General features: G+C 58.7%; 17 protein-coding genes and 4 tRNA genes. 6 read left to right on the forward strand and 15 right to left on the reverse strand.

The window, feature by feature from the left end:
• Nucleotides 1-86: 86 nt before the first annotated feature.
• The 3 genes from ACLH0J_RS22300 (at nt 87) to ACLH0J_RS22310 (ending at nt 2,716) form a co-directional block, all read left to right on the forward strand.
• Nucleotides 87-1,232, forward strand: a complete 1,146-nt coding sequence (locus ACLH0J_RS22300; RefSeq protein ID WP_411389067.1) for a 2-aminoethylphosphonate--pyruvate transaminase — start codon at nt 87-89, stop codon at nt 1,230-1,232.
• The gene (phnX, locus tag ACLH0J_RS22305) at nt 1,229-2,056 is read left to right on the forward strand and encodes a phosphonoacetaldehyde hydrolase (protein ID WP_411389068.1); all 828 of its coding nucleotides are present in this window, start codon (nt 1,229-1,231) and stop codon (nt 2,054-2,056) included. Before ACLH0J_RS22300 ends, phnX begins: the two co-directional genes overlap by 4 nt.
• A gap of 114 nt (nt 2,057-2,170) precedes the next feature.
• Complete coding sequence (locus tag ACLH0J_RS22310) at nt 2,171-2,716, forward strand: cytochrome b (RefSeq protein ID WP_411389069.1); 546 nt, start codon at nt 2,171-2,173, stop codon at nt 2,714-2,716.
• Here the strand turns inward: ACLH0J_RS22310 and ACLH0J_RS22315 are convergent.
• Together ACLH0J_RS22315 and ACLH0J_RS22320 are read right to left on the reverse strand one after the other, a co-directional pair.
• Complete coding sequence (locus tag ACLH0J_RS22315) at nt 2,713-3,603, reverse strand: 1-aminocyclopropane-1-carboxylate deaminase/D-cysteine desulfhydrase (RefSeq protein ID WP_411389070.1); 891 nt, start codon at nt 3,601-3,603, stop codon at nt 2,713-2,715. The genes ACLH0J_RS22310 and ACLH0J_RS22315 overlap by 4 nt on opposite strands.
• Before the next feature lie 57 nt (nt 3,604-3,660).
• On the reverse strand, nt 3,661-5,700 hold the full coding sequence (locus ACLH0J_RS22320; protein WP_411389071.1) for an FAD-dependent oxidoreductase: 2,040 nt from the start codon (nt 5,698-5,700) through the stop codon (nt 3,661-3,663).
• Nucleotides 5,701-5,912: 212 nt separating this feature from the next.
• Between ACLH0J_RS22320 and ACLH0J_RS22325 the strand changes: the two genes are divergently transcribed.
• Both ACLH0J_RS22325 and ACLH0J_RS22330 read left to right on the forward strand, forming a co-directional pair.
• Entirely contained in the window at nt 5,913-7,043 is a 1,131-nt protein-coding gene (locus ACLH0J_RS22325) for a carbon-nitrogen hydrolase family protein (RefSeq protein WP_411389072.1), read from the forward strand.
• 4 nt (nt 7,044-7,047) lie between these two features.
• A complete protein-coding gene (locus ACLH0J_RS22330) occupies nt 7,048-8,082 on the forward strand; it encodes an AraC family transcriptional regulator (protein WP_411389073.1) in 1,035 nt (344 codons plus the stop codon).
• A gap of 260 nt (nt 8,083-8,342) precedes the next feature.
• Here the strand turns inward: ACLH0J_RS22330 and ACLH0J_RS22335 are convergent, their stop codons facing one another.
• Both ACLH0J_RS22335 and ACLH0J_RS22340 read right to left on the reverse strand, forming a co-directional pair.
• A complete protein-coding gene (locus ACLH0J_RS22335) occupies nt 8,343-9,131 on the reverse strand; it encodes a DUF2242 domain-containing protein (protein WP_411389074.1) in 789 nt (262 codons plus the stop codon).
• Between the two features lie 89 nt (nt 9,132-9,220).
• Nucleotides 9,221-10,120, reverse strand: a complete 900-nt coding sequence (locus tag ACLH0J_RS22340) for a LysR family transcriptional regulator (protein WP_411389075.1) — start codon at nt 10,118-10,120, stop codon at nt 9,221-9,223.
• Nucleotides 10,121-10,239: 119 nt separating this feature from the next.
• Here ACLH0J_RS22340 and ACLH0J_RS22345 point away from each other — a divergent pair, with 119 nt between their 5' ends.
• A complete protein-coding gene (locus tag ACLH0J_RS22345) occupies nt 10,240-11,406 on the forward strand; it encodes an MFS transporter (RefSeq protein WP_411389076.1) in 1,167 nt (388 codons plus the stop codon).
• Between the two features lie 49 nt (nt 11,407-11,455).
• Here the strand turns inward: ACLH0J_RS22345 and ACLH0J_RS22350 are convergent, their stop codons facing one another.
• From ACLH0J_RS22350 to ACLH0J_RS22400, 11 genes are all read right to left on the reverse strand, one after another.
• Nucleotides 11,456-13,330 carry a SurA N-terminal domain-containing protein gene (locus tag ACLH0J_RS22350; protein WP_411389077.1) on the reverse strand — a complete coding sequence of 625 codons (1,875 nt, stop codon included), beginning with the start codon at nt 13,328-13,330 and terminating at the stop codon, nt 11,456-11,458.
• 229 nt (nt 13,331-13,559) lie between these two features.
• Nucleotides 13,560-13,832 (reverse strand): HU family DNA-binding protein, encoded by a 273-nt coding sequence (locus ACLH0J_RS22355; protein ID WP_003174819.1) that lies wholly within the window; start codon nt 13,830-13,832, stop codon nt 13,560-13,562.
• A 148-nt stretch (nt 13,833-13,980) separates the two neighbouring features.
• Nucleotides 13,981-16,377, reverse strand: a complete 2,397-nt coding sequence (gene lon / locus ACLH0J_RS22360) for an endopeptidase La (protein WP_411389078.1) — start codon at nt 16,375-16,377, stop codon at nt 13,981-13,983.
• Nucleotides 16,378-16,538: 161 nt separating this feature from the next.
• Nucleotides 16,539-17,822: an ATP-dependent Clp protease ATP-binding subunit ClpX gene (clpX, locus tag ACLH0J_RS22365; RefSeq protein ID WP_010564906.1), complete on the reverse strand. Its 1,284-nt coding sequence runs from the start codon at nt 17,820-17,822 to the stop codon at nt 16,539-16,541.
• A 111-nt stretch (nt 17,823-17,933) separates the two neighbouring features.
• Nucleotides 17,934-18,569 (reverse strand): ATP-dependent Clp endopeptidase proteolytic subunit ClpP, encoded by a 636-nt coding sequence (clpP, locus tag ACLH0J_RS22370; protein ID WP_010564905.1) that lies wholly within the window; start codon nt 18,567-18,569, stop codon nt 17,934-17,936.
• A gap of 91 nt (nt 18,570-18,660) precedes the next feature.
• Entirely contained in the window at nt 18,661-19,971 is a 1,311-nt protein-coding gene (gene tig / locus ACLH0J_RS22375; RefSeq protein WP_411389079.1) for a trigger factor, read from the reverse strand.
• 129 nt (nt 19,972-20,100) lie between these two features.
• Nucleotides 20,101-21,804, reverse strand: coding sequence for a group II intron reverse transcriptase/maturase (gene ltrA / locus ACLH0J_RS22380; protein ID WP_031694129.1), 1,704 nt, complete (start codon nt 21,802-21,804; stop codon nt 20,101-20,103).
• A gap of 1,424 nt (nt 21,805-23,228) precedes the next feature.
• Nucleotides 23,229-23,304: transfer RNA gene (locus ACLH0J_RS22385), tRNA-His, on the reverse strand.
• 76 nt (nt 23,305-23,380) lie between these two features.
• Nucleotides 23,381-23,465: transfer RNA gene (locus ACLH0J_RS22390), tRNA-Leu, on the reverse strand.
• A 56-nt stretch (nt 23,466-23,521) separates the two neighbouring features.
• A tRNA-His gene (locus tag ACLH0J_RS22395) sits at nt 23,522-23,597 on the reverse strand.
• A gap of 32 nt (nt 23,598-23,629) precedes the next feature.
• Nucleotides 23,630-23,706 (reverse strand) — tRNA-Arg (locus tag ACLH0J_RS22400).
• Nucleotides 23,707-23,860 lie beyond the last annotated feature (154 nt).

A 23,860-nucleotide genomic window follows, 5' to 3' on the forward strand; every position in this document is an offset into this window, starting at 1 on the left:
ATAACAACAAACAATTTGATTGATGACAAGCCAAACTGCAATTTAGGCGCCGTAGCTTCAACCCCGACGCCTTGCGAGAACTTGAAATGAACACTGCCGCGCCGATCCTGCTGACCCCCGGCCCCCTGACGACGTCTGCCCGCACCCGCCAGGCCATGCAGGAAGACTGGGGTTCATGGGATGACCGCTTCAACGCCCTCACCGCCAGCGTCTGCGCGCAACTGCTGGCGATTCTGCATGGAGAAAGCAGCCACCATTGCGTGCCGTTGCAGGGCAGTGGCACCTTTGCCGTCGAAGCCGCCGTGGGCACGCTGGTGCCCCGCGATGGCAAGGTGCTGGTGCTGATCAACGGTGCCTATGGCAAACGCCTGGCGAAGATTTGCGAAGTGCTCGGCCGCGACTTCAGTACCTTTGAAACCGCCGAGGACGAACCCACCACCGCCGCCGACGTCGACCGCCTGCTGCACGCCGACCCGACCATCACCCACGTCGCGCTGATCCACTGCGAAACCAGCACCGGCATTCTCAACCCCCTGGCGGACATCGCCCAGGTCGTCAAACAACACGGCAAGCGCTTGATCATTGACGCCATGAGCTCCTTCGGCGCGTTGCCGATCGATGCCCGCGAAGTGCCGTTCGACGCGCTGATCGCCGCCTCCGGCAAATGCCTGGAAGGTGTGCCGGGCATGGGTTTTGTATTCGCCAACAAACAGGCGTTGGCGGCCGCCCAGGGCAACTGCCATTCCCTCGCACTGGACCTGTTCGACCAGCACAGCTACATGGCCAGGACCGGTCAATGGCGCTTTACCCCGCCGACCCACGTGGTCGCAGCCCTGCACGAAGCGCTGTTGCAATACCAGGAAGAAGGCGGCCTGCCCGCACGCCACAAACGTTACGCCGACAACTGCCAGGTGCTGCTCGACGGCATGGCCGATCTGGGTCTGCGCAGCTTCCTGCCGGCGGCGATCCAGGCGCCGATCATCGTGACCTTCCATGCACCGACAGACCCGCGCTACCAGTTCAAGGACTTCTACGAGCGGGTCAAGGCCAAGGGTTTCATCTTGTACCCCGGCAAATTGACCCAGGTGGACACCTTCCGCGTGGGCTGCATCGGCCATGTCAACGCGGCAGGCATGCACGCTGCGGTCAAGGCGATCGGCCAAGTGCTGCAAGCAATGTGTAGGAGCCAGCTCGCTCCTACAGTGTCTTTACCTACAGGATCTGAATCATGAATTACCAACATCCCAACACCCTCCAGGCCGTCATCCTCGATTGGGCCGGCACCGTGGTCGACTTCGGCTCCTTCGCGCCCACGCAGATTTTTGTCGAGGCCTTTGCCGAGTTCGATGTGCAGGTTTCCATCGAAGAAGCCCGTGGCCCGATGGGCATGGGCAAGTGGGACCACATCCGCACCCTCTGCAACCTGCCGCAAGTCGCCGAGCGCTACCGCCAGGCGTTCGGTCGCACGCCCACCGACGACGACGTCACCGCCATCTACCGGCGCTTCATGCCGCTGCAGATCGAAAAGATCGCCGAACACTCAGCGCTGATCCCCGGCGCCCTCGACACCATCGGCCAACTGCGTGAGCAAGGCATCAAGATCGGCTCCTGCTCCGGCTACCCCAAGCAAGTGATGGACAAGGTCGTCGCACTCGCCGCCACCAACGGCTACGTCGCCGACCATGTGGTGGCCACCGACGAAGTGCCCAACGGCCGCCCATGGCCGGCCCAGGCGTTGGCCAACGTGATCGCGCTGGGCATCGACGATGTGGCGGCGTGCGTCAAGGTCGACGACACCGTGCCCGGCATTCTCGAAGGTCGCCGTGCCGGCATGTGGACCGTGGCCCTGACCTGCTCCGGCAATGCCCTGGGCCTGACCTACGCGCAATTCCGCGCCCTGGATGCCGCGACCTTGAGCAGTGAACGTCAACGCATCGAGGCGATGTTCGAAGGCTCGCGCCCGCACTACCTGATCGACACCCTCACCGAACTGCCGGCGGTCATCGCGGATATCAACGCGCGCCTGGCCCGCGGAGAAATGCCGCAAAGTCACTGATCAAGGTCAACACAAGGGCATTAGCTTCAGGCAAATCCCACCAAACAGGCATACAGTAAAAGGACTTCGTCGCCGAAGAACGGAGATATGCCCTGATGAGTGAGGAAAAAAGCGATGCCGTGGAAAAATTCCGATACGCGCTACAGCACCCTGTCGATTGCGTTGCACTGGTTGATGCTGGTGCTGCTGGCGGTGGTTTACGCCTGCATTGAGTTTCGCGGGATCTTTCCCAAAGGCAGTGGCGGACGGGCGTTGATCGTGGAGATGCACTTCATGTTCGGCCTGACCATATTTGTCTTGGTATGGCTACGCCTGTTTGCACGTTCCCTGGGGGTCGCACCGAAAATCATCCCGGCACCGCCGCAATGGCAATCGCTGCTGGCGACCCTGATGCATTGGGCGCTGTACCTGTTCATGATCGGCATGCCGATTGCCGGCTGGTTGATCGTCAGCGCCCAAGGCCATTCGGTGATGTTCTACGGGCTCGAGTTGCCGCCGTTGATTGGCGAAAACAAGGACCTGTCCAAGCAGATCAAAGAGTGGCATGAGCTGGGCGGCACGATCGGCTATTGGTTGATTGGCCTGCACGCCTTGGCCGGGCTGTACCATCACTACTTCATGCGCGATAACACCGTGCTGCGCATGATGCCCAAGCGCTAGGCCACCAGACCTCGGCGGCCTTGCAAGCCGCCGGTATGGACGAAGATCAGGCGAGTGCCGGGAGCGAAACGCCCGGCCTCGATCTGTTGCTTCAACGCCAGCAACGCTTTACCGGTGTAGAGCGGCTCCAGGGGTACACCGCAGGCCTGTTCGGTGGTGTCGATAAATTCGAGCAAGAGCGGATCGACCTTCGCAAAGCCTCCCCGGCTGGCGTCCAGCAACACATACCCGCCCGTTACGATGGCCTGCACGTTCTGTGCGACGCCATGATCATCCGGCACCGCCAGTGCACCGTAGACCGGACGCGCGTGCGCCTCTGCCAGCGCCAGACCCGCCAGCGTAGTCCCGGTGCCTGCCGCCAACCACCAGGCGTCGTAATCGGCCCAGCCCACGTCGCTCAATTGCTGGCGAACCTGCTCGACCAAGACACCGCATCCCAACGCCCCGGCCCTCCCGCCGCCGCCTTCGGGCACCGGGAAGAGACCCGGATATCGCTCGCGCCACGGCGTCCAGAACTGCGCCGCATGCCGCGCGCGATAGCCGCCATAGCCGAGCCAATGCAGCTGCATGCCGAAGGCTTTCAGGTCGAGGACGGTGGGGGTGTCTTGGGGGTGGCCGCGCAACAGGCCGACGGTGGGGAAACCAAAGCGTTTCCCCGCCGCCGCCAGCGCATGCAGGTGGTTGGAGTAAGCGCCGCCGAGGCTGATGATCCCGCTGGCGCCGACCTGCTGCGCCTGGGCCAAGTGCTCGGTGAGCTTGAACCACTTGTTGCCGCTGATCAGCGGGTCGATACGATCCAGGCGCAGCACGGCCAACTCGACGCCGTTCAGCCAATCCAACTGCACGGATTCAAGCGGGGCATGGGGAAGCCAATCGAAAGGACCCATCGGAGGGACATCTGCATGAAAAAGGGGCGGTAGTCTAACACCGCCCCTTCTTGGGTCTTACAGCTCGGCGGCGAGGCGCGAGCCCTGGTTGATGGCGCGCTTGGCGTCCAGCTCGGCCGCCACATCGGCGCCGCCGATCAGGTGCACATTCTGGCCCGCGGCGAGCAGCCCATCCTGCAATTCGCGCAGCGGGTCCTGGCCGGCGCAGATGACGACATTGTCCACTGCCAATAGCTGCGGCTCACCCTCGGCGCCGATGCGGATATGCAGGCCCTCGTCGTCGATCTTCAGGTACTCGACGCTGTTGAGCATCTGCACTTGCTTGTTCTTCAAGCCGGTACGGTGGATCCAGCCGGTGGTCTTGCCCAGGCCGTCGCCGACTTTGGAGGCTTTGCGCTGCAGCAGGAACACCTCGCGTGCCGGCGCATGGCGCTCAGGCTTGATGCCGGCCACACCGCCACGAGCCTGCAATTGGGTGTCGATGCCCCACTCTTTCCAGAACGCGTCACGGTCCAGGCTGGTGGACACGCCCTGGTGCACGAGGAATTCCGACACGTCGAAACCGATACCACCGGCGCCGATCACCGCCACGCGCTTGCCCACCGGCTTGCGCTCAAGGATCACGTCCAGGTAGCTCAGCACCTTGGCATTGTCGATCCCCGGAATCGCCGGCGTCCGCGGCGCAATCCCGGTGGCCAGGATGATCTCGTCGTAGCCGCCCGCCGTCAGTTGCGCAACATCGACACGGGTGTTGAGGCACACCTCGACGTGGGTGGTCTGCAATTTACGATTGAAATACCGCAGGGTTTCGAAAAACTCTTCCTTTCCCGGCACGCGCTTGGCGATGTTGAACTGACCGCCGATCTCGCTGGCGGAATCGAACAGCGTCACCTGATGACCGCGTTCGGCCGCCACAGTGGCAGCGGCCAGCCCCGCAGGCCCGGCGCCGACCACGGCGATTTTCTTGATCTGCTTGACCGGCAAGTAGTTGAGCTCGGTTTCGTAACAGGCGCGCGGGTTGACCAGGCAAGTGGTCAACTTGCCGCCGAAGGTGTGGTCCAGGCAAGCCTGATTGCAACCGATGCAGGTGTTGATTTCATCGGCGTGGCCCGCCGCGGCCTTGTTGACGAACTCCGGGTCGGCGAGGAACGGTCGCGCCATCGACACCATGTCGGCATCGCCCTGGGCCAGGATCTGTTCGGCGATTTCCGGCGTGTTGATGCGGTTGGTGGTGATCAGCGGAATCTGCACCGCACCGCGCAGCTTGGCAGTAACTTTGCTGAACGCCCCACGCGGTACTTTGGTGGCGATGGTCGGGATGCGCGCTTCGTGCCAGCCGATCCCGGTGTTGATGAGGGTCGCGCCCGCCTGCTCGATGGCTTTGGCCAACTGCACGATCTCTTCCCAGTTGCTACCGCCTTCCACCAGGTCGAGCATCGACAGGCGGAAGATGATGATGAAATTCGGGCCAACCGCCTCACGCACACGGCGCACGATCTCGACTGCCAGGCGCATGCGGTTCTCATAGCTGCCGCCCCAACGGTCGGTGCGATGGTTGGTGTGGGCCGCGAGGAACTGGTTAATGAAATAGCCTTCCGAGCCCATGATTTCCACACCGTCGTACTCGGCGGACTGGGCCAGCAACGAGCAGGTGACAAAATCGCGGATCTGCTTCTCGATCCCCTCTTCGTCCAGCTCTTTGGGCTTGAACGGGTTGATCGGCGCCTGGATCGCGCTCGGTGCGACCTGCTTGGGGCTGTAGGCATAACGGCCGGCGTGGAGGATCTGCATGCAGATCTTGCCGCCCGCCTCGTGCACGGCCTTGGTCACGATCTTGTGCTTCTGCGCTTCTTCGTCCGTGGTCAGCTTGGCCGCGCCGGAATACACGCCGCCTTCATCATTGGGGCCAATGCCACCGGTGACCATCAGGCCCACGCCGCCACGGGCGCGCTCGGCAAAGTAGGCCGCCATGCGCTCGAAGCCGCCTGGCTTTTCTTCAAGGCCAGTGTGCATCGAGCCCATCAGGGTACGGTTGCGCAAGGTGGTAAAACCCAGGTCCAACGGGGCCAGCAGGTGCGGGTAGGCAACAGCGGTCATGGTCAAGCTCCACAACGGATCATCACGGGACGTGAGGCGTTCGAATGACGCCTCATCGGTTTATGTCCCACAGACTAAGAGGCGATGGATTACCGCTCAATGACCGAAACTGACAAGTTATTGATCCAAATGCACAGCGCCCCTTGGCAAGCCCGTGCATGGGCCCTACCCTAGTCGGCGAACCCAGCACACGGTCTGTTGTCTGTTGCCCCATGCGTAAACTTCTCGCCTTCACCCTCGCCATGGCCCTCGTTGCCGCCGTCGCCGCGTATCTGGCCTGGATCCAGGAACGCCCCGTGGCGCATTACCTGTCGGACCTGCGCATTACCCTCGCCGTGAATGAAGGCCTGCCTGCCGATCGCGGCAACCTGCTGGGCATCCAGCCGGAACTGTTCCCTGCCGACTACCAGAGCCTGGAACGCCTGCACCTGAAACTCGCAGCCTATCTGCAAAAGGCTCGGGAACAGGGGCTGATCAACGATAAGACCATCGTGGTGCTGCCCGAACATATTGGCACCTGGCTGATGCTCGCCGGTGAAAAGAACGAGGTGTACCAGGCGCTGCACGCCAAGGATGCGATGAACTGGCTGGCGATCAGCAACCCGGTGCTGTTCCTGCGCGCCTGGATCAGCGCCACCGGCGACAACCGTACCGACGACGCCTACCTGCGCATGAAAGCCCCAGCCATGGCGCGGGACTATCAGGTGCTGTTCGGCGGTCTGGCCAAGGAGTTCGGCGTCACCCTGGTGGCCGGCTCCATCGCGCTGCCGAACCCAAGTGTCAGCCTGGGTCAATTGCAGGTCGGCCATGGTGCGCTGTACAACGCCAGTGTGGTGTTTGCCGCAGACGGTTTGCCGATCGGCGAGCCGCAGCGTCAGTTCTATCCGATCTACGATGAGCGCGGCTTTATCGAGCCCGGCGATGAAAACGTCGTCAGCGTGGTCGACACCCCGGCTGGCCGCTTGGGCGTGCTGGTGGGCAGTGACAGTTGGTACCCGGACAACTACCGCAAACTCAACGAGCGCGGCGCGCAACTGATCGCCGTGCCGGCCTTTGTGCTGGGTCGCGATACGTGGGACCGACCCTGGCGCGGCTTCAAAAGCGTGTCGACGCCGCCGGAAGTCAGCCTCAAGCCTGAAGAACTCAGTGAGGGCGAAGCGTGGCGGCGCCTTACGCTGATCAGCCAGCAACCGATCAGCCAGGCAGTCGCCGGTATGAGCGTATTTCTACGTGGGCAATTCTGGGACCTCGGTACCGCCGGGCGCAGCTTTCTCAGCAGCAACGGCCAAATCAGTGCCGACGGCGACGCCCGTGGCGCGCGCTTGCTGAATATCTGGCTGTAATGCCATGAAGCCAGTGCGCCTGGGGGATCTGTCGGTAGGCTTCGTGCAGACCCTGGCCGACGCCGTCCACAGCCACGGCCTCGACCCGCAACCGCTGCTGCTGCAATACGGCCTCGACCCGGCGCGACTCGCCGAAGCGGGCGCACGCTTGTCGATCCCGCGCTATATGCGCCTGGGCCATGGGGCCATCCAACTCACCGGTGACCCCGGCCTGGGCCTGCGCATGGGCCAGCTCAGCCGTTTGAGCCAGGCCGGGCTGGCCGGCGTCACCGCCGCCCAGGCGCCCAACGTACGCGAGGCCGCCCGCACGCTGACCCGCTTCGAAGCCCTGTACGGCTCCAACTATCGTGGGCAGTCGAGTTTCCATGAAGATGCCGAAGGCGCCTGGCTGCGGTTCTACTCCATCAGCCCCTACAACGCCTACAACCGTTTTGTGGTGGATTCGATCATCGCCGGCTGGCTGCAGCAATTGTCCAACCTGGCCCAGCAGACGGTGCAGGCACAGCGTATCGACATCGAATTCGACGCCCCCGAGTACAGCGAGCAGTACCGCATCCTGAGCGACAGCCCGGTCCACTTCGGCGCCGAGGCCAATCAACTGCGCCTGAACCAGCAAAGCCTGGCCCTGCGTAACCCGCAGCACTGTCCGAGCACCTGGCAACTGCTGCTGCAACTGTGTGAACGGGAACTGGAGCAACTGACGCGCACCCGCAGCCTGCGCGAGCGCATTACCCGCTTGCTCGGGCCGATGCTCAATGGCGGCCGGGAACCCGACCTGGAAGAAGTGGCGGCACGCTTGAAGCTGCCAACCTGGACGCTGCGCCGCAAACTGGCCGAAGAAGGCACTCAGTTTCGCGCCATTCTCAACGATACACGTCGCGACCTGGCCATGACCTACATTCGCGACACGGAACTGGCGTTCGGCGAGATCGCCTACTTACTCGGTTTCGCCTCGGCCCAGGCCTTCCAGCGGGCGTTCCGGCGATGGAACAACCAGACCCCAGGGGAATTTCGCCGCAGTCAGCGGCACTCCGCCTGAAGTCGGTCTTACAGCTCTGTTGCGTCGTCCGGTTCCAGCGGGTCCAACTCAAACGCCTGGTACTCGAGCAGTTCTTCCTGGTAATCGTCCATATAAGGCTCCTTAGGGTTCAAAGCAGCTGCAAATTAATGACCTGCAAGACCAGCCTAAAGTGCCGCGATGACGAAAAAAAGTCAGCGCCATGACGTTCCTGCATTACAGGATTAAACGTAGTAGCGCCTGGAGAATTTATCAGCCGGGGATCACCACCGGCCGGCCTTTCACTGCGCAGGTGTCGGCAACGGTGGAATCGCCTCGGTCGGGGCCGGCAGTTCCGAACTCGTCGCGGCGGGGGCCGGCTCTTGTTGCGGGACACTCGGTGCCGGCTCCTGCTGCGGTGCGGCAGGCTCGGAAACCGCAGGCGCTGCGGCGGCGGGCTGCTCCTTCGGTGCCTCGACCTTTTCGACCGCCGGTGCTGCTTTAGGCTCAGGCACCCCCAGATCCGCTTTTGGCTTCTCGGGAATATGCTCGGCCTTCTTCACTTCCTGGGGCAGGAACAAATCCACCAGCGCAAAGTAACGTTCATAGAACTTCGGCGCCGAGACGGTCTCGCTCGCCACCTTCACCATCGAGTCGTCGGTGGAACCGATCGGCATCGACACCGAACCCAGCACGCCTACGCCCAGACTCGCGGAATTGTTGACCTTCTTCAGCGCATAGCGATCCTGCAAGGCGTTGGCAAACATCGTCGAGTGGTTCTTGCCTTTGCCGTCGTCGGCACACACCACGTTGAAGCTGATCTGCAGGTGAGTCTCGCCGGTCTGCTGGAAGCTCTTGTTGCCCACGACCAGTTTCGGATCGCTGCTGGTGATGATGTAACCCTGGCTCAGCAATGCACGCCGAGCGGCTTCGCATGCGGCGACATCTGTGACCGGATAATCTCGCGAGAAGGTGCCGGAGTCGTCGAAACTCTCATGTTCATAAATAGCGGTCTTGGGTGACGAGCAGCCCGCAGCGCCCGCCAGCACCAGCGCCAACCCGAGGCTACGCAAGTGAAATGATGTCGACATTGAAAATCCTGAGGAAAACAGTCAGGGCCGTATTGTGCAACAGAACGAGGCCTTGGCGCGCGCATTCCTGTCGGTAAAACGTCACAAGCCTACACAGCGGGGCCTGCAGGAAAAAGCCCGGCGCACATATGATCAATAAACACGCGTAATTTGGCAGAAGCATGACGACTGGATGGCCACAGCATCCAGAAACTGCCCTGATGCTCGAGATAGTCATCCAACACCCGTTGCAGCCGCCCCTCTGCCACGGCCTGGTTGACCATGTAGTCCGGCAGACAGGCAATGCCCAACCCTTCGTGCACCACATGATTGAGGGACTCGATCGTGGTGCTGACCAACGGGGTGCGCATCATGGGCTCCACAGCGCCAGCCTCCTGCCGCAAGGGCCAGGGCTCCAGTTTGCCCGTGGCGCAGAACTTGTGGCGCAGGCAGGCATGCGCGCTCAAGTGCCGGGGCTGTTGCGGAGTGCCGTGTCGTTGGAAGTAGGCCGGCGTACCCACCAGCACCAGATGGTAGTGACCCAGATGACGAGCCATCAAGCGCGAGTCTTCTGGCTTGCCGGTGCGAATCACCGCATCGAAACCTTCCTCGATTACGTCCACCATACGGTCGGAAAAATCCACATCCAACTCGATGTCCGGATAAGCGCGCATAAAATCGCTGAGCACCGGCATCAACAAGCCCCGCACTTGCGGCACGCTGACGCGCAACTTACCCCTGGGCGTGGTGCTGGCCAGCGTCAGCTCCCGCTCTGCCGCTTCCACCTCGGCGAGAATACGCCGCGACCGCTCAAGAAACAGCGAGCCTTCGCTGGTCAAGGTGATACTGCGAGTGCTGCGATGAAACAAGCGCACGCCCAGGCGTTCTTCCATGCGCGCAATGCTTTTGCCCACTGCCGACGACGACACCCCCAACACGCGGCCTGCGGCGGTGAAACTGCGCGTGTCCGCCACCTGCACAAATACCGAAAGGCTGCCCAAGCTGTCCATGACCCCATCCTTGCCCATTACGGACACCGACGTCCGATAAGTCAGGAACCTTAGCCTGTTTTTCCGTGCATCACAGCCCTCTACCCTGCGTCCTTGCCCTTTTGCATGGAGACGACCTCATGAACAACAGCCCCTCACTGACTGATTGTCCAGCGCCCGCCCAACCTGATGCGCTGCCGCTGGGTGGTTTGCTGGCCCTGGCGTGCGCCGGCTTCATCACCATCCTTACCGAAGCCATGCCCGCAGGGCTCCTGCCGCAAATGAGCGAAGGGCTCGGCGTGTCGCCCGCACTGATTGGCCAATTGGTCACTGTTTATGCCCTGGGATCGCTGCTGGCGGCCATCCCCCTCACACTGCTGACCCGTGGCTGGCGCAGGCGCCCGTTGCTGCTGCTCGCCATCGGCGGCTTTGCCTTGGTCAACAGCATAACCGCGGTTTCGAGCCACTACGGGCTGACCCTGGCAGCACGTTTTTTTGCCGGGGTGTTCGCCGGGTTGCTCTGGGCACTGCTGGCCGGATATGCAAGCCGAATGGTGGCACCTCATCTGCAAGGTCGCGCCATTGCCGTGGCGATGGTGGGCGCACCGTTGGCGCTGTCACTGGGCATGCCTGCGGGGACTTTCCTCGGTACCACCGTTGGCTGGCGCCTGAGCTTTGCGATCATGACCGGGTTGACGCTGGTGCTGCTGATATGGGCGCGCCTGCTACTGCCGGATTTTTCCGGCGAACAGGCGGATAAACGTTTGGGACTGCGCCAAGTGCTGGGCTTGCCAGGCATTCGTCCGGTGCTATGGGTAACCTTCGCCTACGTGCTGGCTCATAACATTCTCTATACCTACATCGCGCCCCTGCTGGTGCCAGCAGGAATCGAAGGCGACATAGATCAGGTCCTGCTGGTGTTTGGCCTCTCGGCATTGTTGAGCATCTGGCTGGTAGGGCTGCTCATCGACCGATGGCTGCGACTGTTGGTGCTGATCAGTTGCTTGCTGTTTGGTCTGCTGGCATTGGCGCTGGCGTTCTGGATCGACTCACCGATAGTCATCTACAGCGCTGTGGCGGTTTGGGGTCTGGCATTCGGTGGTTTGCCGGCCCTGCTGCAAACCGCGCTGGCCAAATCAGCCGGCGAGTCAGCGGACGCCGCGCAGTCGATGCTGGTGACCGTGTGGAACCTGGGCATTGCCGGAGGCGGGTTGGCGGGCGGGTTGCTATTACAGAGCTGGGGCGTAGTTGCGTTTCCCTGGGCAGTGGCACTGTTGATGCTGCTGGCGCTGGGCAAACGCCCATGAAAAAGCCCCCGGTCTTTTCAGGCCGGGGGCTTTTTCGTTCAAACCGACATCAGTACTTCTTGATGTCAGCCTTGGCTTCCAGTTGCTTGCGATACGCCGCGAAGTCCTGCTGACCAATACGGGAAGCGAGGAAGCGGCGGTACTGCGCTTTTTCTTCGTCCGTTGGAGCAACGGCTTCATTGACGCCGTTCAAGCGCACGATTGCCAGGCTACCGTCAGCCAGGGTCACGCTGCTGAAGGTCGGCTTGTCCTTGGCCACAGGCTTGGCCATGCGGAACACAGCTTGCAGCACCGCCGGATCAATCGTTTCCTGACCACGGGTAGCCGCTGCGGTGACTTTCCACGCTTGGCCATCAATCGGCTGGCTCAGCGGGGTCTTGCCATCACGCAGGCTGGCGATCAACTCGTCCGCATGCGTCTTGGCCGTTGCGCTGGCGCGCTCCTTGGTCATCTGTGCACGAATCGCCGTGGCAACGCTTTCCAGCGGCAGTTGCGTAGGTTTGAGGTGCTCTTTGGCACGCAGCACGATGACGGTTTCCGGGTCCAGTTCGATGGCGGTGCTATTGGCACCTTCATCCAATACTTCCGGGCTGAACGCAGCAGTGACCACGGCACGGTTGGCCGCAACACCGTCGCCACCTTCACGGCCAAACGGCGCGGAGGTGTGCACGGTCAGCTTCAGGTCAGACGCGGGCTGGGCCAGGTCGGAAGCTTCGAATGCCGCATCTTCCAGTTGCTTGGTGGCTTCAACAAAACGCTGCTCGACCTGTTGGGTCTTGAGCTCACGGGTCAGCTTGCCTTTGAGGCTGGCAAACGTCGGCACTTGCGGTGCCTCAACGCCCAACAGTTTGATCAAGTGCCAACCAAAGGAGCTGCGCACCGGCGCCGAGACCTGGTCCTTGTTCAACGCGTACAAGGCGGTCTCGAAATCCGGGTCATAGACACCAGGCCCCGCAAACCCGAGATCGCCGCCATTGTTGGCCGAACCAGGGTCCTGGGAGAACTCCTTGGCCAGGGCTTCGAATTTCTCATCCTTGGCCAGGCGTGCCTGGATTTCCTCGATCTTGGCCTTGGCTTGCGCGTCGGTGACCTTGTCGTTCACTTCAATCAGGATATGCGCTGCGCGACGCTGTTCAGCGAGGTTGGCGGTTTCTTTCTCATAGGCCGCCTGCAGTTCATCGTCCTTGACGCTGACCTGGTCGAAGAAGGACGACTTCTTCAGTTCCAGATAGTCGATGACCACCTGGTCCGGGGTCATGAACTCCTTGGCGTGCTGGTCGTAGTAAGCCTTGACCTCATCGTCGGTGAGTTTCACCGCCGCAGGGTTGGCCTTGATATTGACGGTGGCGAAATCGCGGGTCTGTTTCTCCAGACGGGCGAATGCCAGCACTTCGGCGTCGGTCACAAAACCGCTGCCTGCGATGCCCGCACGAACCTGGCCGATCAGCATTTCCTGGGTCATCATCTGACGGAACTGCAGACGGCTGTAACCCAATTGACGGATCACCTGGTCAAAGCGTTCGGCGTTGAACTTGCCGTCCACCTGGAATTCCGGCGTCTGCAGGATCACCTGATCCAGCTCCGCTTCAGAGAAGCCAAACTTGGAATCAGCCGCACCTTGCAGAAGCAGCTTGCGGTCGATCAGCCCCTTGAGGGCGGCATCGCGCAGCAGTTTTTCGTCCAGCAGCGAAGCATCGAAATCCTTGCCCAACTGTTGCATCAGCTGGCGACGTTGCATGTCGACGGCCTGGCTCAGTTCGGTCTGGGTGATTTTTTCACCGTTGACCTTGGCCACGTCCTGCTTGGTATTGGTCGAAGCCTGAAAAATGGCCTCGATACCGGTGAACGCCATCAATGCGACGATGATCCCGATAATTGTCTTGGCAATCCAGCCTTGTGAATTGTCCCTGATATTTTGCAGCATGCGTCCCCCAGAAACGGTTGAACTTCAAAAATAGGCAACCGTGGAGCGTGGGTAGAGTCCGGATAGAAGAAAGGCGCATCCGAGGATGCGCCTTCTCGTAACTGGCGGAGCGGACGGGGGGTTTAACCCACACCCCCGGCTTGGTGACCCGATGGATACATGGGTCAGCTGCCGCTCCGCTGCCAGGCCGGACGGTGTCCGACCCGGGTAGGTAAGGCTTGATCGACGCTTAGTTAACAGCTTCTTTCAGGGCTTTACCGGCTTTGAAACCTGGTTTCTTGGCAGCAGCGATTTGCAGTGCTTTGCCAGTCTGTGGGTTACGGCCAGTACGAGCTGGGCGGTCAGTCACAGAGAAAGTACCGAAGCCTACCAGTACCACAGAGTCGCCGGCCTTCAGAGCGCCAGTGACGGATTCGATTACTGCGTCCAGCGCACGGCCAGCAGCAGCTTTCGGGATATCAGCGGATGCGGCGATAGCATCAATCAGTTCCGACTTGTTCACTCTAAGTCCCCTTATATATCTATTGAGTATGATTCTAAGTTTTTTGGTGAAAGCAAAAACCAGTGCTGAATGGCCTACAGACACTTAAGAGCCGCTTTATAACAAGGGCTCTAAAAAGCTGTCAAGGAAGCCCCCAGGCTTTAGCGGATTAGTGCGTGCTAATTCTTTCCTTGGAATCAGACTCGCGTTTTTCGTCCTTCGCGACTATCTCCGGAGCTACATCCGGTAGGGGCTCCGGCGCGTATTGCAGCGCAATTTGCAGGACCTCGTCAATCCATTTAACTGGTTTAATCTGAAGATCCTGCTTGATATTGTCCGGAATTTCCTTCAAGTCGCGAACATTCTCTTCTGGAATGATCACGGTCTTGATGCCACCCCGATGCGCAGCCAGCAGTTTCTCTTTCAAACCACCGATAGCCAATACCTGACCACGCAGGGTAATTTCCCCGGTCATTGCGACATCGGCGCGCACGGGGATGCCAGTCAATGCCGATACCAGCGCCGTGCACATGCCTACGCCTGCACTAGGACCATCTTTCGGGGTCGCCCCTTCAGGCATGTGGATGTGCACGTCGTGCTTCTCGTGGAAGTCCAGGGGAATCCCCAGACTCCTCGCGCGGCTGCGCACCACGGTCTGCGCGGCAGTGATGGACTCGACCATCACATCACCGAGGGAGCCGGTCTTGATCAATTGGCCTTTGCCTGGGATCACTGCAGCTTCGATGGTCAGCAATTCGCCGCCCACCTGGGTCCACGCCAGGCCAGTCACCTGCCCTACCTGATCCTGCTGTTCAGCCAAGCCGTAACTGAATTTACGCACGCCGAGATAGTGCTCCAGCACATCGGCCGTGACCTTCACCGAGAAACGTTTTTCCAGCGCATGTTCCTTGACCGCCTTGCGGCAAATCTTCGCAATCTGGCGCTCAAGCCCACGTACACCAGCCTCGCGAGTGTAGTAGCGCACCATGTCACGGATCGACTCGACTTCGAATTCGATCTCGCCTTTCTTCAGGCCATTGGCCGAAATCTGCTTAGGCGCGAGGTATTTAACCGCGATGTTGATCTTCTCGTCTTCGGTGTAGCCCGGCAGACGAATCACCTCCATCCGGTCCAGCAACGCTGGCGGAATATTCATGGAGTTGGAGGTGCACAGGAACATGACATCGGAGAGGTCGTAATCGACTTCCAGGTAATGGTCATTGAAGTTGTGGTTCTGCTCGGGGTCGAGCACTTCCAGCAATGCCGATGCCGGATCACCACGCATGTCGCTGCCCATTTTGTCGATTTCGTCGAGCAAGAACAGTGGGTTGCGCACACCCACTTTTGTCATCTTTTGAATCAATCTTCCTGGCATCGAACCGATGTAGGTACGGCGATGACCACGAATTTCCGCTTCATCACGGACGCCGCCGAGGGCCATGCGCACGAATTTGCGGTTGGTGGCATTGGCGATGGACTCGGCCAGCGAGGTTTTACCCACACCCGGCGGACCGACCAGGCACAACACCGGGCCACGAATTTTCTTCACGCGCTTTTGCACAGCGAGGTATTCGAGGATGCGTTCTTTGACTTCTTCGAGGCCGTAATGGTCCGCATCGAGGATGTCCTCGGCACGGGCCAGGTCCAGGCGGACCTTGGTCTGGGCCTTCCACGGCACCTGTACCAGCCAATCGATATAGGAACGAACCACCGTGGCTTCGGCCGACATCGGCGACATTTGCTTGAGTTTGTTCAACTCGGCATTGGCTTTGGTCAGGGCGTCTTTCGGCAAGCCGGCGGCATCGATGCGTTTTTTCAGCTCTTCGATTTCGTTGTGGCCTTCCTCGCTGTCGCCGAGTTCCTTCTGAATGGCCTTCATCTGCTCATTCAGGTAGTACTCGCGCTGGCTGCGCTCCATTTGTTTCTTCACGCGACCACGAATGCGTTTCTCGACCTGCAACAGATCGATTTCGGCATCCAGCAGCGCCAGCACGTGTTCAACACGGGCGGCCAGGTCGATGATTTCCAGAATGTCTTGCTTCTGTTCGATTTTCAACGCCATGTGCGCGGCCATGGTGTCGACCAGGCGGCTTGGCTCATCAATGCTGTTGAGGGACGACAGCACTTCAGCTGGGACTTTTTTGCCCAACTGCACATACTGCTCGAACTGCGAGAGCAGGCTGCGTACAAAAACTTCGGATTCACGCTCAGGGGCTTCGACTTCGTCGATCAGTGCCACTTCGGCGCGCAGGTGGCCGTCCACCTCCATGAACCGCTCGACCGCACCGCGCTGCTCGCCTTCCACCAGCACCTTGACGGTGCCATCGGGCAGCTTGAGCAGTTGCAGCACAGTCGCAACAGTACCAACGCGATACAGAGCGTCTTCGCCCGGATCATCATCAGCAGGATTTCTCTGGGCCAACAGCAGGATCTGCTTGTCGCCCGTCATCGCAGCCTCGAGGGCTTCGATAGACTTCTCGCGCCCCACGAACAGCGGGATAACCATGTGCGGATAGACGACGACATCACGCAACGGCAGGAGAGGCAATTCGATGGTTGTCTTCATGATTTCGCCTCTATGACAGTTGAAAAGTAAGCTTGAAGCCAAGATGGGGGCTGCGTGTAAAAAAAACAAGCTCAATGCCTGCTGTTACGCGCAGTAAAAATTCTTATGAAAAACAAAGGGGCCCCTAGAGGCCCCTTGTTTGTACCGAAACCGCGAAACGCTTATGCGTCTGGCGCAGCCTTGGCAGCCGGCTCACTGTTTTCATAGATATACAGTGGCTTGGACTTACCTTCTATAACGCTTTCGTCAATCACCACTTTACTCACCTCGGATTGCGAGGGAATTTCGTACATGGTGTCGAGCAACACGCCTTCAAGGATAGAACGCAGGCCACGTGCACCGGTCTTGCGCTCCAGTGCCCGCTTGGCCACGGATTTGAGCGCGTCGGTACGGAACTCGAGGTCTACACCTTCCATTTCGAACAGCTTGGCGTATTGCTTGGTCAGGGCGTTTTTCGGCTCGGTGAGGATCTGAATCAGAGCAGCCTCATCCAGCTCATCCAACGTGGCCAGGACCGGCAGACGGCCAACGAATTCCGGGATCAGACCGAACTTGACCAAATCGTCAGGCTCGACTTCACGCAGGGACTCGCCCACTTTCTTGCCTTCTTCCTTACTGCGCACTTCTGCACTGAAACCAATGCCGCCACGGGTGGAACGGTTTTGAATAACCTTTTCCAGACCGGAGAACGCACCGCCACAGATGAACAGGATATTACGCGTATCAACCTGAAGGAATTCCTGCTGCGGGTGCTTGCGACCACCTTGTGGCGGTACGGAAGCAACCGTGCCTTCGATCAGTTTCAACAGAGCCTGCTGCACGCCTTCACCGGAAACGTCCCGAGTGATCGACGGGTTGTCGGATTTGCGCGAAATCTTGTCGATTTCGTCGATGTAGACAATACCCATCTGGGCTTTCTCTACGTCGTAATCGCATTTCTGCAGCAGTTTCTGAATGATGTTCTCGACATCTTCGCCCACGTAGCCAGCCTCGGTGAGGGTGGTGGCGTCGGCGATGGTGAACGGAACGTTCAGCAGGCGAGCGAGGGTTTCCGCAAGCAGGGTTTTACCCGAGCCTGTAGGACCTATCAGCAAGATGTTGCTCTTGCCGAGTTCGACTTCGTCGCCTTTCTTGTCACGCTGGTTCAGCCGCTTGTAGTGGTTGTACACCGCTACGGCCAAAACCTTCTTTGCACGCTCTTGACCGATGACGTATTGGTCAAGGATGCCGCTGATTTCTTTAGGCGAAGGCAATTTATGCGCGCTGCTTTCGGCCTGTGCTTCCTGCACCTCCTCACGGATGATGTCATTGCACAGGTCGACGCACTCGTCGCAGATAAAGACCGAGGGGCCGGCAATCAATTTGCGTACTTCATGCTGGCTTTTGCCACAGAAGGAGCAATAGAGCAGCTTGCCGTTGTCCTCGCCGTTGCGGGTGTCAGTCATTCGTTCGATCCAAATCCGATAGGCTTGCAACACAAGATGAAGGCTTATGCGGGCTTTTTCAAGCCCGCAGGTGTCGGACGTGCCGAACAGCCCTATTTTGAGCGGCTTATATTAAGCGGGGCGCTTTTCGATCACTTCGTCGATCAACCCATATTCACGAGCCATTTCCGCGCTCATGAAGTTGTCGCGGTTGGTGTCGCGTTCGATTTCTTCCAGGGTACGCCCGCTGTGCTTGGCCATCAGCGTGTTGAGACGCTCGCGGATGAACAGGATTTCCTTGGCGTGGATTTCGATATCCGACGCCTGGCCCTGGAAACCGCCCAGTGGCTGGTGAATCATCACGCGGGAGTTCGGCAGGCAGTAACGCTTGCCATGGGCACCTGCGGTGAGCAGGAATGCACCCATGCTGCATGCCTGGCCAATGCACGTAGTCGATACGTTCGGCTTGATGAACTGCATGGTGTCGTAGATCGACATGCCCGCCGTTACCGAACCGCCCGGAGAGTTAATGTAAAGATGGATGTCCTTGTCCGGGTTTTCCGCTTCAAGGAACAGCAGTTGCGCACAGATCAGGTTGGCCATGTAGTCCTCTACCGGGCCCACCAGAAAGATCACTCGCTCCTTGAGCAGGCGCGAGTAGATGTCGTAGGCACGTTCGCCACGAGCGGACTGCTCGACAACCATCGGGACCAGTCCGCCTGCGGCCTGGATATCAGAGTTCTGCTGAATATAGGAATTACGGAACATGCTCTGCAGTTACTCCCAAATAGTCATGTCTTGAAAACGCATAAGCCAGCGCGAGGCTGGCTTATGGTTGAATTTCCAACGAGTTGGACAATCAGTCGGCTTGTGCTGCTTCCGCCGGTTTGACTGCTTCTTCGTAAGAGACCGCTTTATCGGTCACCTTAGCCTTCTGCAGAACAGTATCCACAACTTGTTCTTCCAGCACAACCGAACGTACTTCGTTCAGTTGCTGGTCGTTCTTGTAGTACCAAGCCACAACCTGCTCAGGTTCCTGGTAGGCCGAAGCCATTTCCTGGATCATTTCGCGAACGCGGTCTTCGTCAGGCTTGAGGTCGAACTGCTTAACCACCTCAGCCACGATCAGGCCCAGCACGACGCGGCGCTTGGCTTGCTCTTCGAACAGCTCGGCCGGCAACTGGTCCGGCTTGATGTTGCCACCAAACTGCTGAACCGCTTGCACGCGCAGGCGATCCACTTCGTTGGACAGCAGCGCCTTAGGCACTTCGATCGGGTTGGTGGCCAGCAGACCATCCATGACCTGGTTCTTGACCTTGGACTTGATGGCCTGACGCAGCTCGCGCTCCATGTTCTTGCGAACTTCGGTGCGGAAACCTTCGATCCCGGTTTCCTTGATGCCGAATTGAGCGAAGAACGCTTCGTTCAGTTCTGGCAGCTTAGGCTCGGAAACAGTGTTGACGGTCACGGTGAACTCGGCGGCTTTGCCAGCCAGGTCCAGGTTCTGATAATCAGCCGGGAAAGTCAGGTTCAGTACGCGTTCTTCGCCGGCCTCTGCGCCAACCAGACCATCTTCGAAACCAGGGATCATGCGGTTGGAACCCAGCACCAGCTGAGTACCCTTGGCCGAGCCGCCAGCGAATGCTTCGCCGTCAACCTTGCCCACGAAATCGATGTTCAGCTGATCTTCGTTCTGGGCGGCACGCTCGGCCACTTCAAAACGAGTGTTCTGCTTGCGCAGGATTTCCAGCATGTTGTCCAGGTCAGCATCAGCCACTTCGGCGCTCAGGCGCTCAATAGCGATGCCGTCGAAACCGGCAACTTCGAACTCTGGGAACACTTCGAATACGGCAACGTATTCCAGGTCCTTGCCAGCTTCCAGGGACTTAGGCTCGATCGAAGGCGAGCCAGCCGGGTTCAGCTTTTGCTCAACGACAGCTTCATAGAAGGAAGCCTGGATCACGTCACCGACAGCTTCCTGACGCGCATCGGCACCAAAACGGCGCTTGATTTCGCTCATTGGCACTTTGCCTGGACGGAAACCAGCGATCTTGGCCTTTTGGGCAGTCTGCTGCAGACGCTTGTTGACCGCAGTTTCGATACGCTCTGCCGGCACGGTGATGCTCAGGCGGCGCTCGAGAGCAGTAGTATTTTCAACAGAAACTTGCATGGATATTCCTCGTTGCACAGACGTTAGCCGGCCGTTTCCGACCCAAGAATGTCGGGTAGAGATGGGCCATTACTGGCCCACCTCCCCCTAAGAACCGTACGTGCGAGTTTCCCCGCATACGGCTCGGGCCTAATCAAAACCCCCGGTAAGGGGAGCCGGTTTGTTCACTGTCAATCCGCGAGCGTGTAGCCGCTGGTGACAAAGGGGGTGCAATAGTACCCGGTTATTTAGGGAGTCTCCACCGCCTTTTGTGCGGTACAGAATGTGGTGATCATGCCACCCCGTCTCCTTCGTAATCGGTAACTTACATATTGGACACAATCCTTTCTGACTCTGGAAAAGGCTCAAGATTTGCTTACGGTACGCCAGCCTTTTGAGCATCTGTTCCATACGCCTTTTCTCACCCATTTCCTCCATAGAAGGATCGAAGGGGTTGTACTCCCCACTCACCTTCTTGTGTCGTTCGATCGGAGTGCTCGCTAGCGAGTACAACTCGATCGTTCGCATCTCTCCCTTGTCATTCATCGTCGCGGTAGCAAACACCCCTTTCCGCCCCTTCATGGGTTTAAAGTATTTCGCTCCGATCCACTGGAGTGTTTTCTTAGGGTGTCGCCGTTTTGCCCAACGCCATAGAGCCAGAAAGATCATGTAATCCATGCGGCTATACGCTTTCTTGGCTACCACAGGCTGGTGATAGAACGCCCAGCCACGCAGTATCGGATTCAGCTGTCGGATCAGATCCTCCTGCCTTACCGTTTTGCTGGTACTGATGACCTCCCTTACCTTGCTATAGAACGCTTTCACGTTTTTCTTGCTTGGCTTGATCAGAAGCTTCCCATCGTACTTGCGGAAATTCCAACCTAGAAAGTCAAAGCCTTCCTTTATATGGACGACACGCGTCTTCTCGAGTGACAACTGCAGCCCCCGCACTGCTAGGAACTGCTCTACCCAAGGTCTGACTTCAGTTTCCAGCACCTCTCGCGAGGTTCCGGTTATCACAAAGTCATCCGCATAACGCACCACATTGATTTTCAGCTTCTTGGCCTTGGTCACACCCAGATGTTGCTTAAGTTGTGACTCCAGCCCATCCAGCACCAGATTCGCCAAGCTGGGCGAGACAATCCCGCCCTGTGGCGTACCGGCATCCGTTGCCTGTAGCTGGCCTTTATGAATCACGCCAGCTTTCAACCATTTTCGGAGAACCACCTTATCCGTTGGGACGTTGGTGATAAGCCAGTCATGATTGATATGGTCAAAGCAGCCTTTGATGTCCGCCTCCAAAACCCATTGGGCCGAAACCTTCTTGGATAGGCATACGAACAACTGCCCCATTGCATCCGCCGTAGATCGCTCGATCCTAAAGCCGTAGCTGTTTGGATCGCCGGTGGTTTCTGCAATGGGTGCCAGAGCAAGCAAATACAACGCCTGCATTGCCCTGTCCGTCATGGTCGGAATGCCCAGAGGGCGCTCTTTTCCATTTGACTTCGGAATAAACACACGCCGTAAAGGCCGTGGTTTATAACCGTGGCGCTTCAACCCATTTGCCGCCTTCCATTTGGCATCGGGTGTATCCCAGAGCACGCGGTCGACTCCCGCCGTGCGCTTACCCTGGTTTTCAGTGACTCGCCGTACGGCCAAGTATCTGGCCGAGCGTGAGCGGGTCAGCATCCGCTGCAAGGCTTTCACCCTGCGCCAGTTGCCTTCCCGACAAGCCTTCGCAATCCGTATCTGCATCGCCCGGACATTCCGCTGAACACGCCACCAATCGATGTCATGCCATTGTTGCGGAGCGCCGGAAGGCGCAGACACGGCCAATTGGCTATGTTCTAACATGCTGCCTTCCTCTCAAGTTGCCCCAAGCGAAAGACGCACACATCCCCTGACGGGAATGGACGCTCCCGCCAGGGTTGGATTAATAGAAGATCCGTTACAGCTGGATCTCTAGGTTTATTGAGACAGGTTCACTCAGAGTTCATGCGACGAAAGACCACGCAGAAGTCTGCCCGGTTTCCCGTGGAGCAATGTTCCAGCCCCTATCCGGGCCATTACAGCCCGGCTTTCGCTTTCTCTGCGATCCCATACCCGCACAGCCAACGGATCACCTTGCGGTTCACCTGCCCGAAGGCAGCCATACGGGCTTACCACGTTCCCTGCCTGTCACACGACTGGGTTAGAGTCTGCCTATTCGCCGGCGACCTTATGTGACGACGTGTTCCGACCCTTGACCAGAACAACCGGTCGCATCACCTTTTTGGTTAATGCCTATCAGCAGATTAGGCACCGTAATGCTGACGACGTTTATTAGCAGTTCACTTGTGTTACCCATACCAGCCAGCCTAGCGCCTCAACCCGGTACTGCTCCGAGTATCTGCGCTCCGCCTCACGGCGAAGACGCACCCATACGGGGGCTACATTGTTGGAAGAGCTTCACACCCCACCGTTACCAGTGACGCATGTCTTCCTAGGCTATCGTTGGTCGCACAACGAGTCCGCTGCCACTCCGAACAGGCAATGGTTGGACAATGACAGACAGAGCTTTCGCTCATGTCTCCGGTTTGATGTGAACAGGGACTGCCGAGGCAGCATGCTCAAAGAATTGTTACCTCCTGTTTCAAAAGCAGGAGGGAACCCCAGCGGGGATTCTCTCCCGCATGGGTTTAGCCCTGAATAGGGCTGATGTGTAGTAGGCACTCCAATACCGGAAATCCAGTACTGCGGTCGAGCCACCGAGCGCTAATCGACCTTGAGTTTGCCACCGCCGCTGCGGCAAGTCCTTGAAGGCATTGGACTTCTGGGAGGGGTTTTTTTTCTTGGGATTGGGCACCCAAGCTCTCGGCTCTCTTTCGAAAACCCTTCAAGATGACTCTACACCTCGAAGTTTAGGAGACACGCCACGCGTGTCGCACCAAGGGCATGCATTCTAGTGGGTCAAACTCAAGAAGTCACCCTACTGGAAACGGGTAAAAAAACAGCAGGCAATTTATCGGTACGAATGCACGAATGCACCTCGCCCCGGTGACAAATACAGCCAATCACGCCAGGGCTCTGCGCCAACCCTTCTATATATAGAAGAACTCGACAATCATCTCCCTGACGGCCAATCCCGCGAACGGGACCGGCAGGCGGCGCAGCATCATCGAGATACAGAAATACGACGAAACGCACAGCCAGTGCGACCCATTACCTGCAGCCGCCGATACTCGAAACGCTAAAACAAAAAAAGGCGCCAGACTGTTAAATCTGGCGCCTTTCGAATATGGGGTGGACGAAGGGGATCGAACCCTCGACAACGGGAGTCACAATCCCGTGCTCTACCAACTGAGCTACGCCCACCATATTGCATTAACAAAGAAACCAAACCACTTCTTTGTTTAGCCCTGCTCCGCCCATGGCTGAGCAATGCTTTAATTGGTGCGGATGAAGAGACTCGAACTCTTACGCCTCGCGGCGCTGGAACCTAAATCCAGTGTGTCTACCAATTCCACCACATCCGCGCTTGAAGCTCTTAAAGCAAAGGCGCCAGATGATTAATCTGGCGCCTTTCTAAATATGGGGTGGACGAAGGGGATCGAACCCTCGACAACGGGAGTCACAATCCCGTGCTCTACCAACTGAGCTACGCCCACCATATAGCGCTACTTGTGCCAAAGCTGCCTAATGGCGCACCCGGCAGGACTCGAACCTGCGACCATCCGCTTAGAAGGCGGATGCTCTATCCAGCTGAGCTACGGGCGCCTGATTAATCTGTACTCTTGGAGGATTACAAACTAAGTGCTTCCAGCCTTGCAGAACAACAATCCTGCTAGACCTTCTTAACCAGTGCTAGGCTGTGCCCGACAAGTGCGACGAATAGTATAGAGGGTCCGGAAACCCGTCAAATCTTTTTTAA

It is taken from the genome of Pseudomonas sp. MPB23 (assembly GCF_046605395.1).
Lineage (GTDB): Bacteria > Pseudomonadota > Gammaproteobacteria > Pseudomonadales > Pseudomonadaceae > Aquipseudomonas.

Coding starts and splice junctions, on each gene's coding strand:
- ACLH0J_RS22300 (WP_411389067.1), top strand. CDS start 87: ATGAACACTGCCGCGCCGATCCTGCTGACCCCCGGCCCCCTGACGACG.
- phnX (WP_411389068.1), top strand. CDS start 1,229: ATGAATTACCAACATCCCAACACCCTCCAGGCCGTCATCCTCGATTGG.
- ACLH0J_RS22310 (WP_411389069.1), top strand. CDS start 2,171: ATGCCGTGGAAAAATTCCGATACGCGCTACAGCACCCTGTCGATTGCG.
- ACLH0J_RS22315 (WP_411389070.1), bottom strand. CDS start 3,603: ATGGGTCCTTTCGATTGGCTTCCCCATGCCCCGCTTGAATCCGTGCAG.
- ACLH0J_RS22320 (WP_411389071.1), bottom strand. CDS start 5,700: ATGACCGCTGTTGCCTACCCGCACCTGCTGGCCCCGTTGGACCTGGGT.
- ACLH0J_RS22325 (WP_411389072.1), top strand. CDS start 5,913: ATGCGTAAACTTCTCGCCTTCACCCTCGCCATGGCCCTCGTTGCCGCC.
- ACLH0J_RS22330 (WP_411389073.1), top strand. CDS start 7,048: ATGAAGCCAGTGCGCCTGGGGGATCTGTCGGTAGGCTTCGTGCAGACC.
- ACLH0J_RS22335 (WP_411389074.1), bottom strand. CDS start 9,131: ATGTCGACATCATTTCACTTGCGTAGCCTCGGGTTGGCGCTGGTGCTG.
- ACLH0J_RS22340 (WP_411389075.1), bottom strand. CDS start 10,120: ATGGACAGCTTGGGCAGCCTTTCGGTATTTGTGCAGGTGGCGGACACG.
- ACLH0J_RS22345 (WP_411389076.1), top strand. CDS start 10,240: ATGAACAACAGCCCCTCACTGACTGATTGTCCAGCGCCCGCCCAACCT.
- ACLH0J_RS22350 (WP_411389077.1), bottom strand. CDS start 13,330: ATGCTGCAAAATATCAGGGACAATTCACAAGGCTGGATTGCCAAGACA.
- lon (WP_411389078.1), bottom strand. CDS start 16,377: ATGAAGACAACCATCGAATTGCCTCTCCTGCCGTTGCGTGATGTCGTC.
- clpX (WP_010564906.1), bottom strand. CDS start 17,822: ATGACTGACACCCGCAACGGCGAGGACAACGGCAAGCTGCTCTATTGC.
- clpP (WP_010564905.1), bottom strand. CDS start 18,569: ATGTTCCGTAATTCCTATATTCAGCAGAACTCTGATATCCAGGCCGCA.
- tig (WP_411389079.1), bottom strand. CDS start 19,971: ATGCAAGTTTCTGTTGAAAATACTACTGCTCTCGAGCGCCGCCTGAGC.
- ltrA (WP_031694129.1), bottom strand. CDS start 21,804: ATGTTAGAACATAGCCAATTGGCCGTGTCTGCGCCTTCCGGCGCTCCG.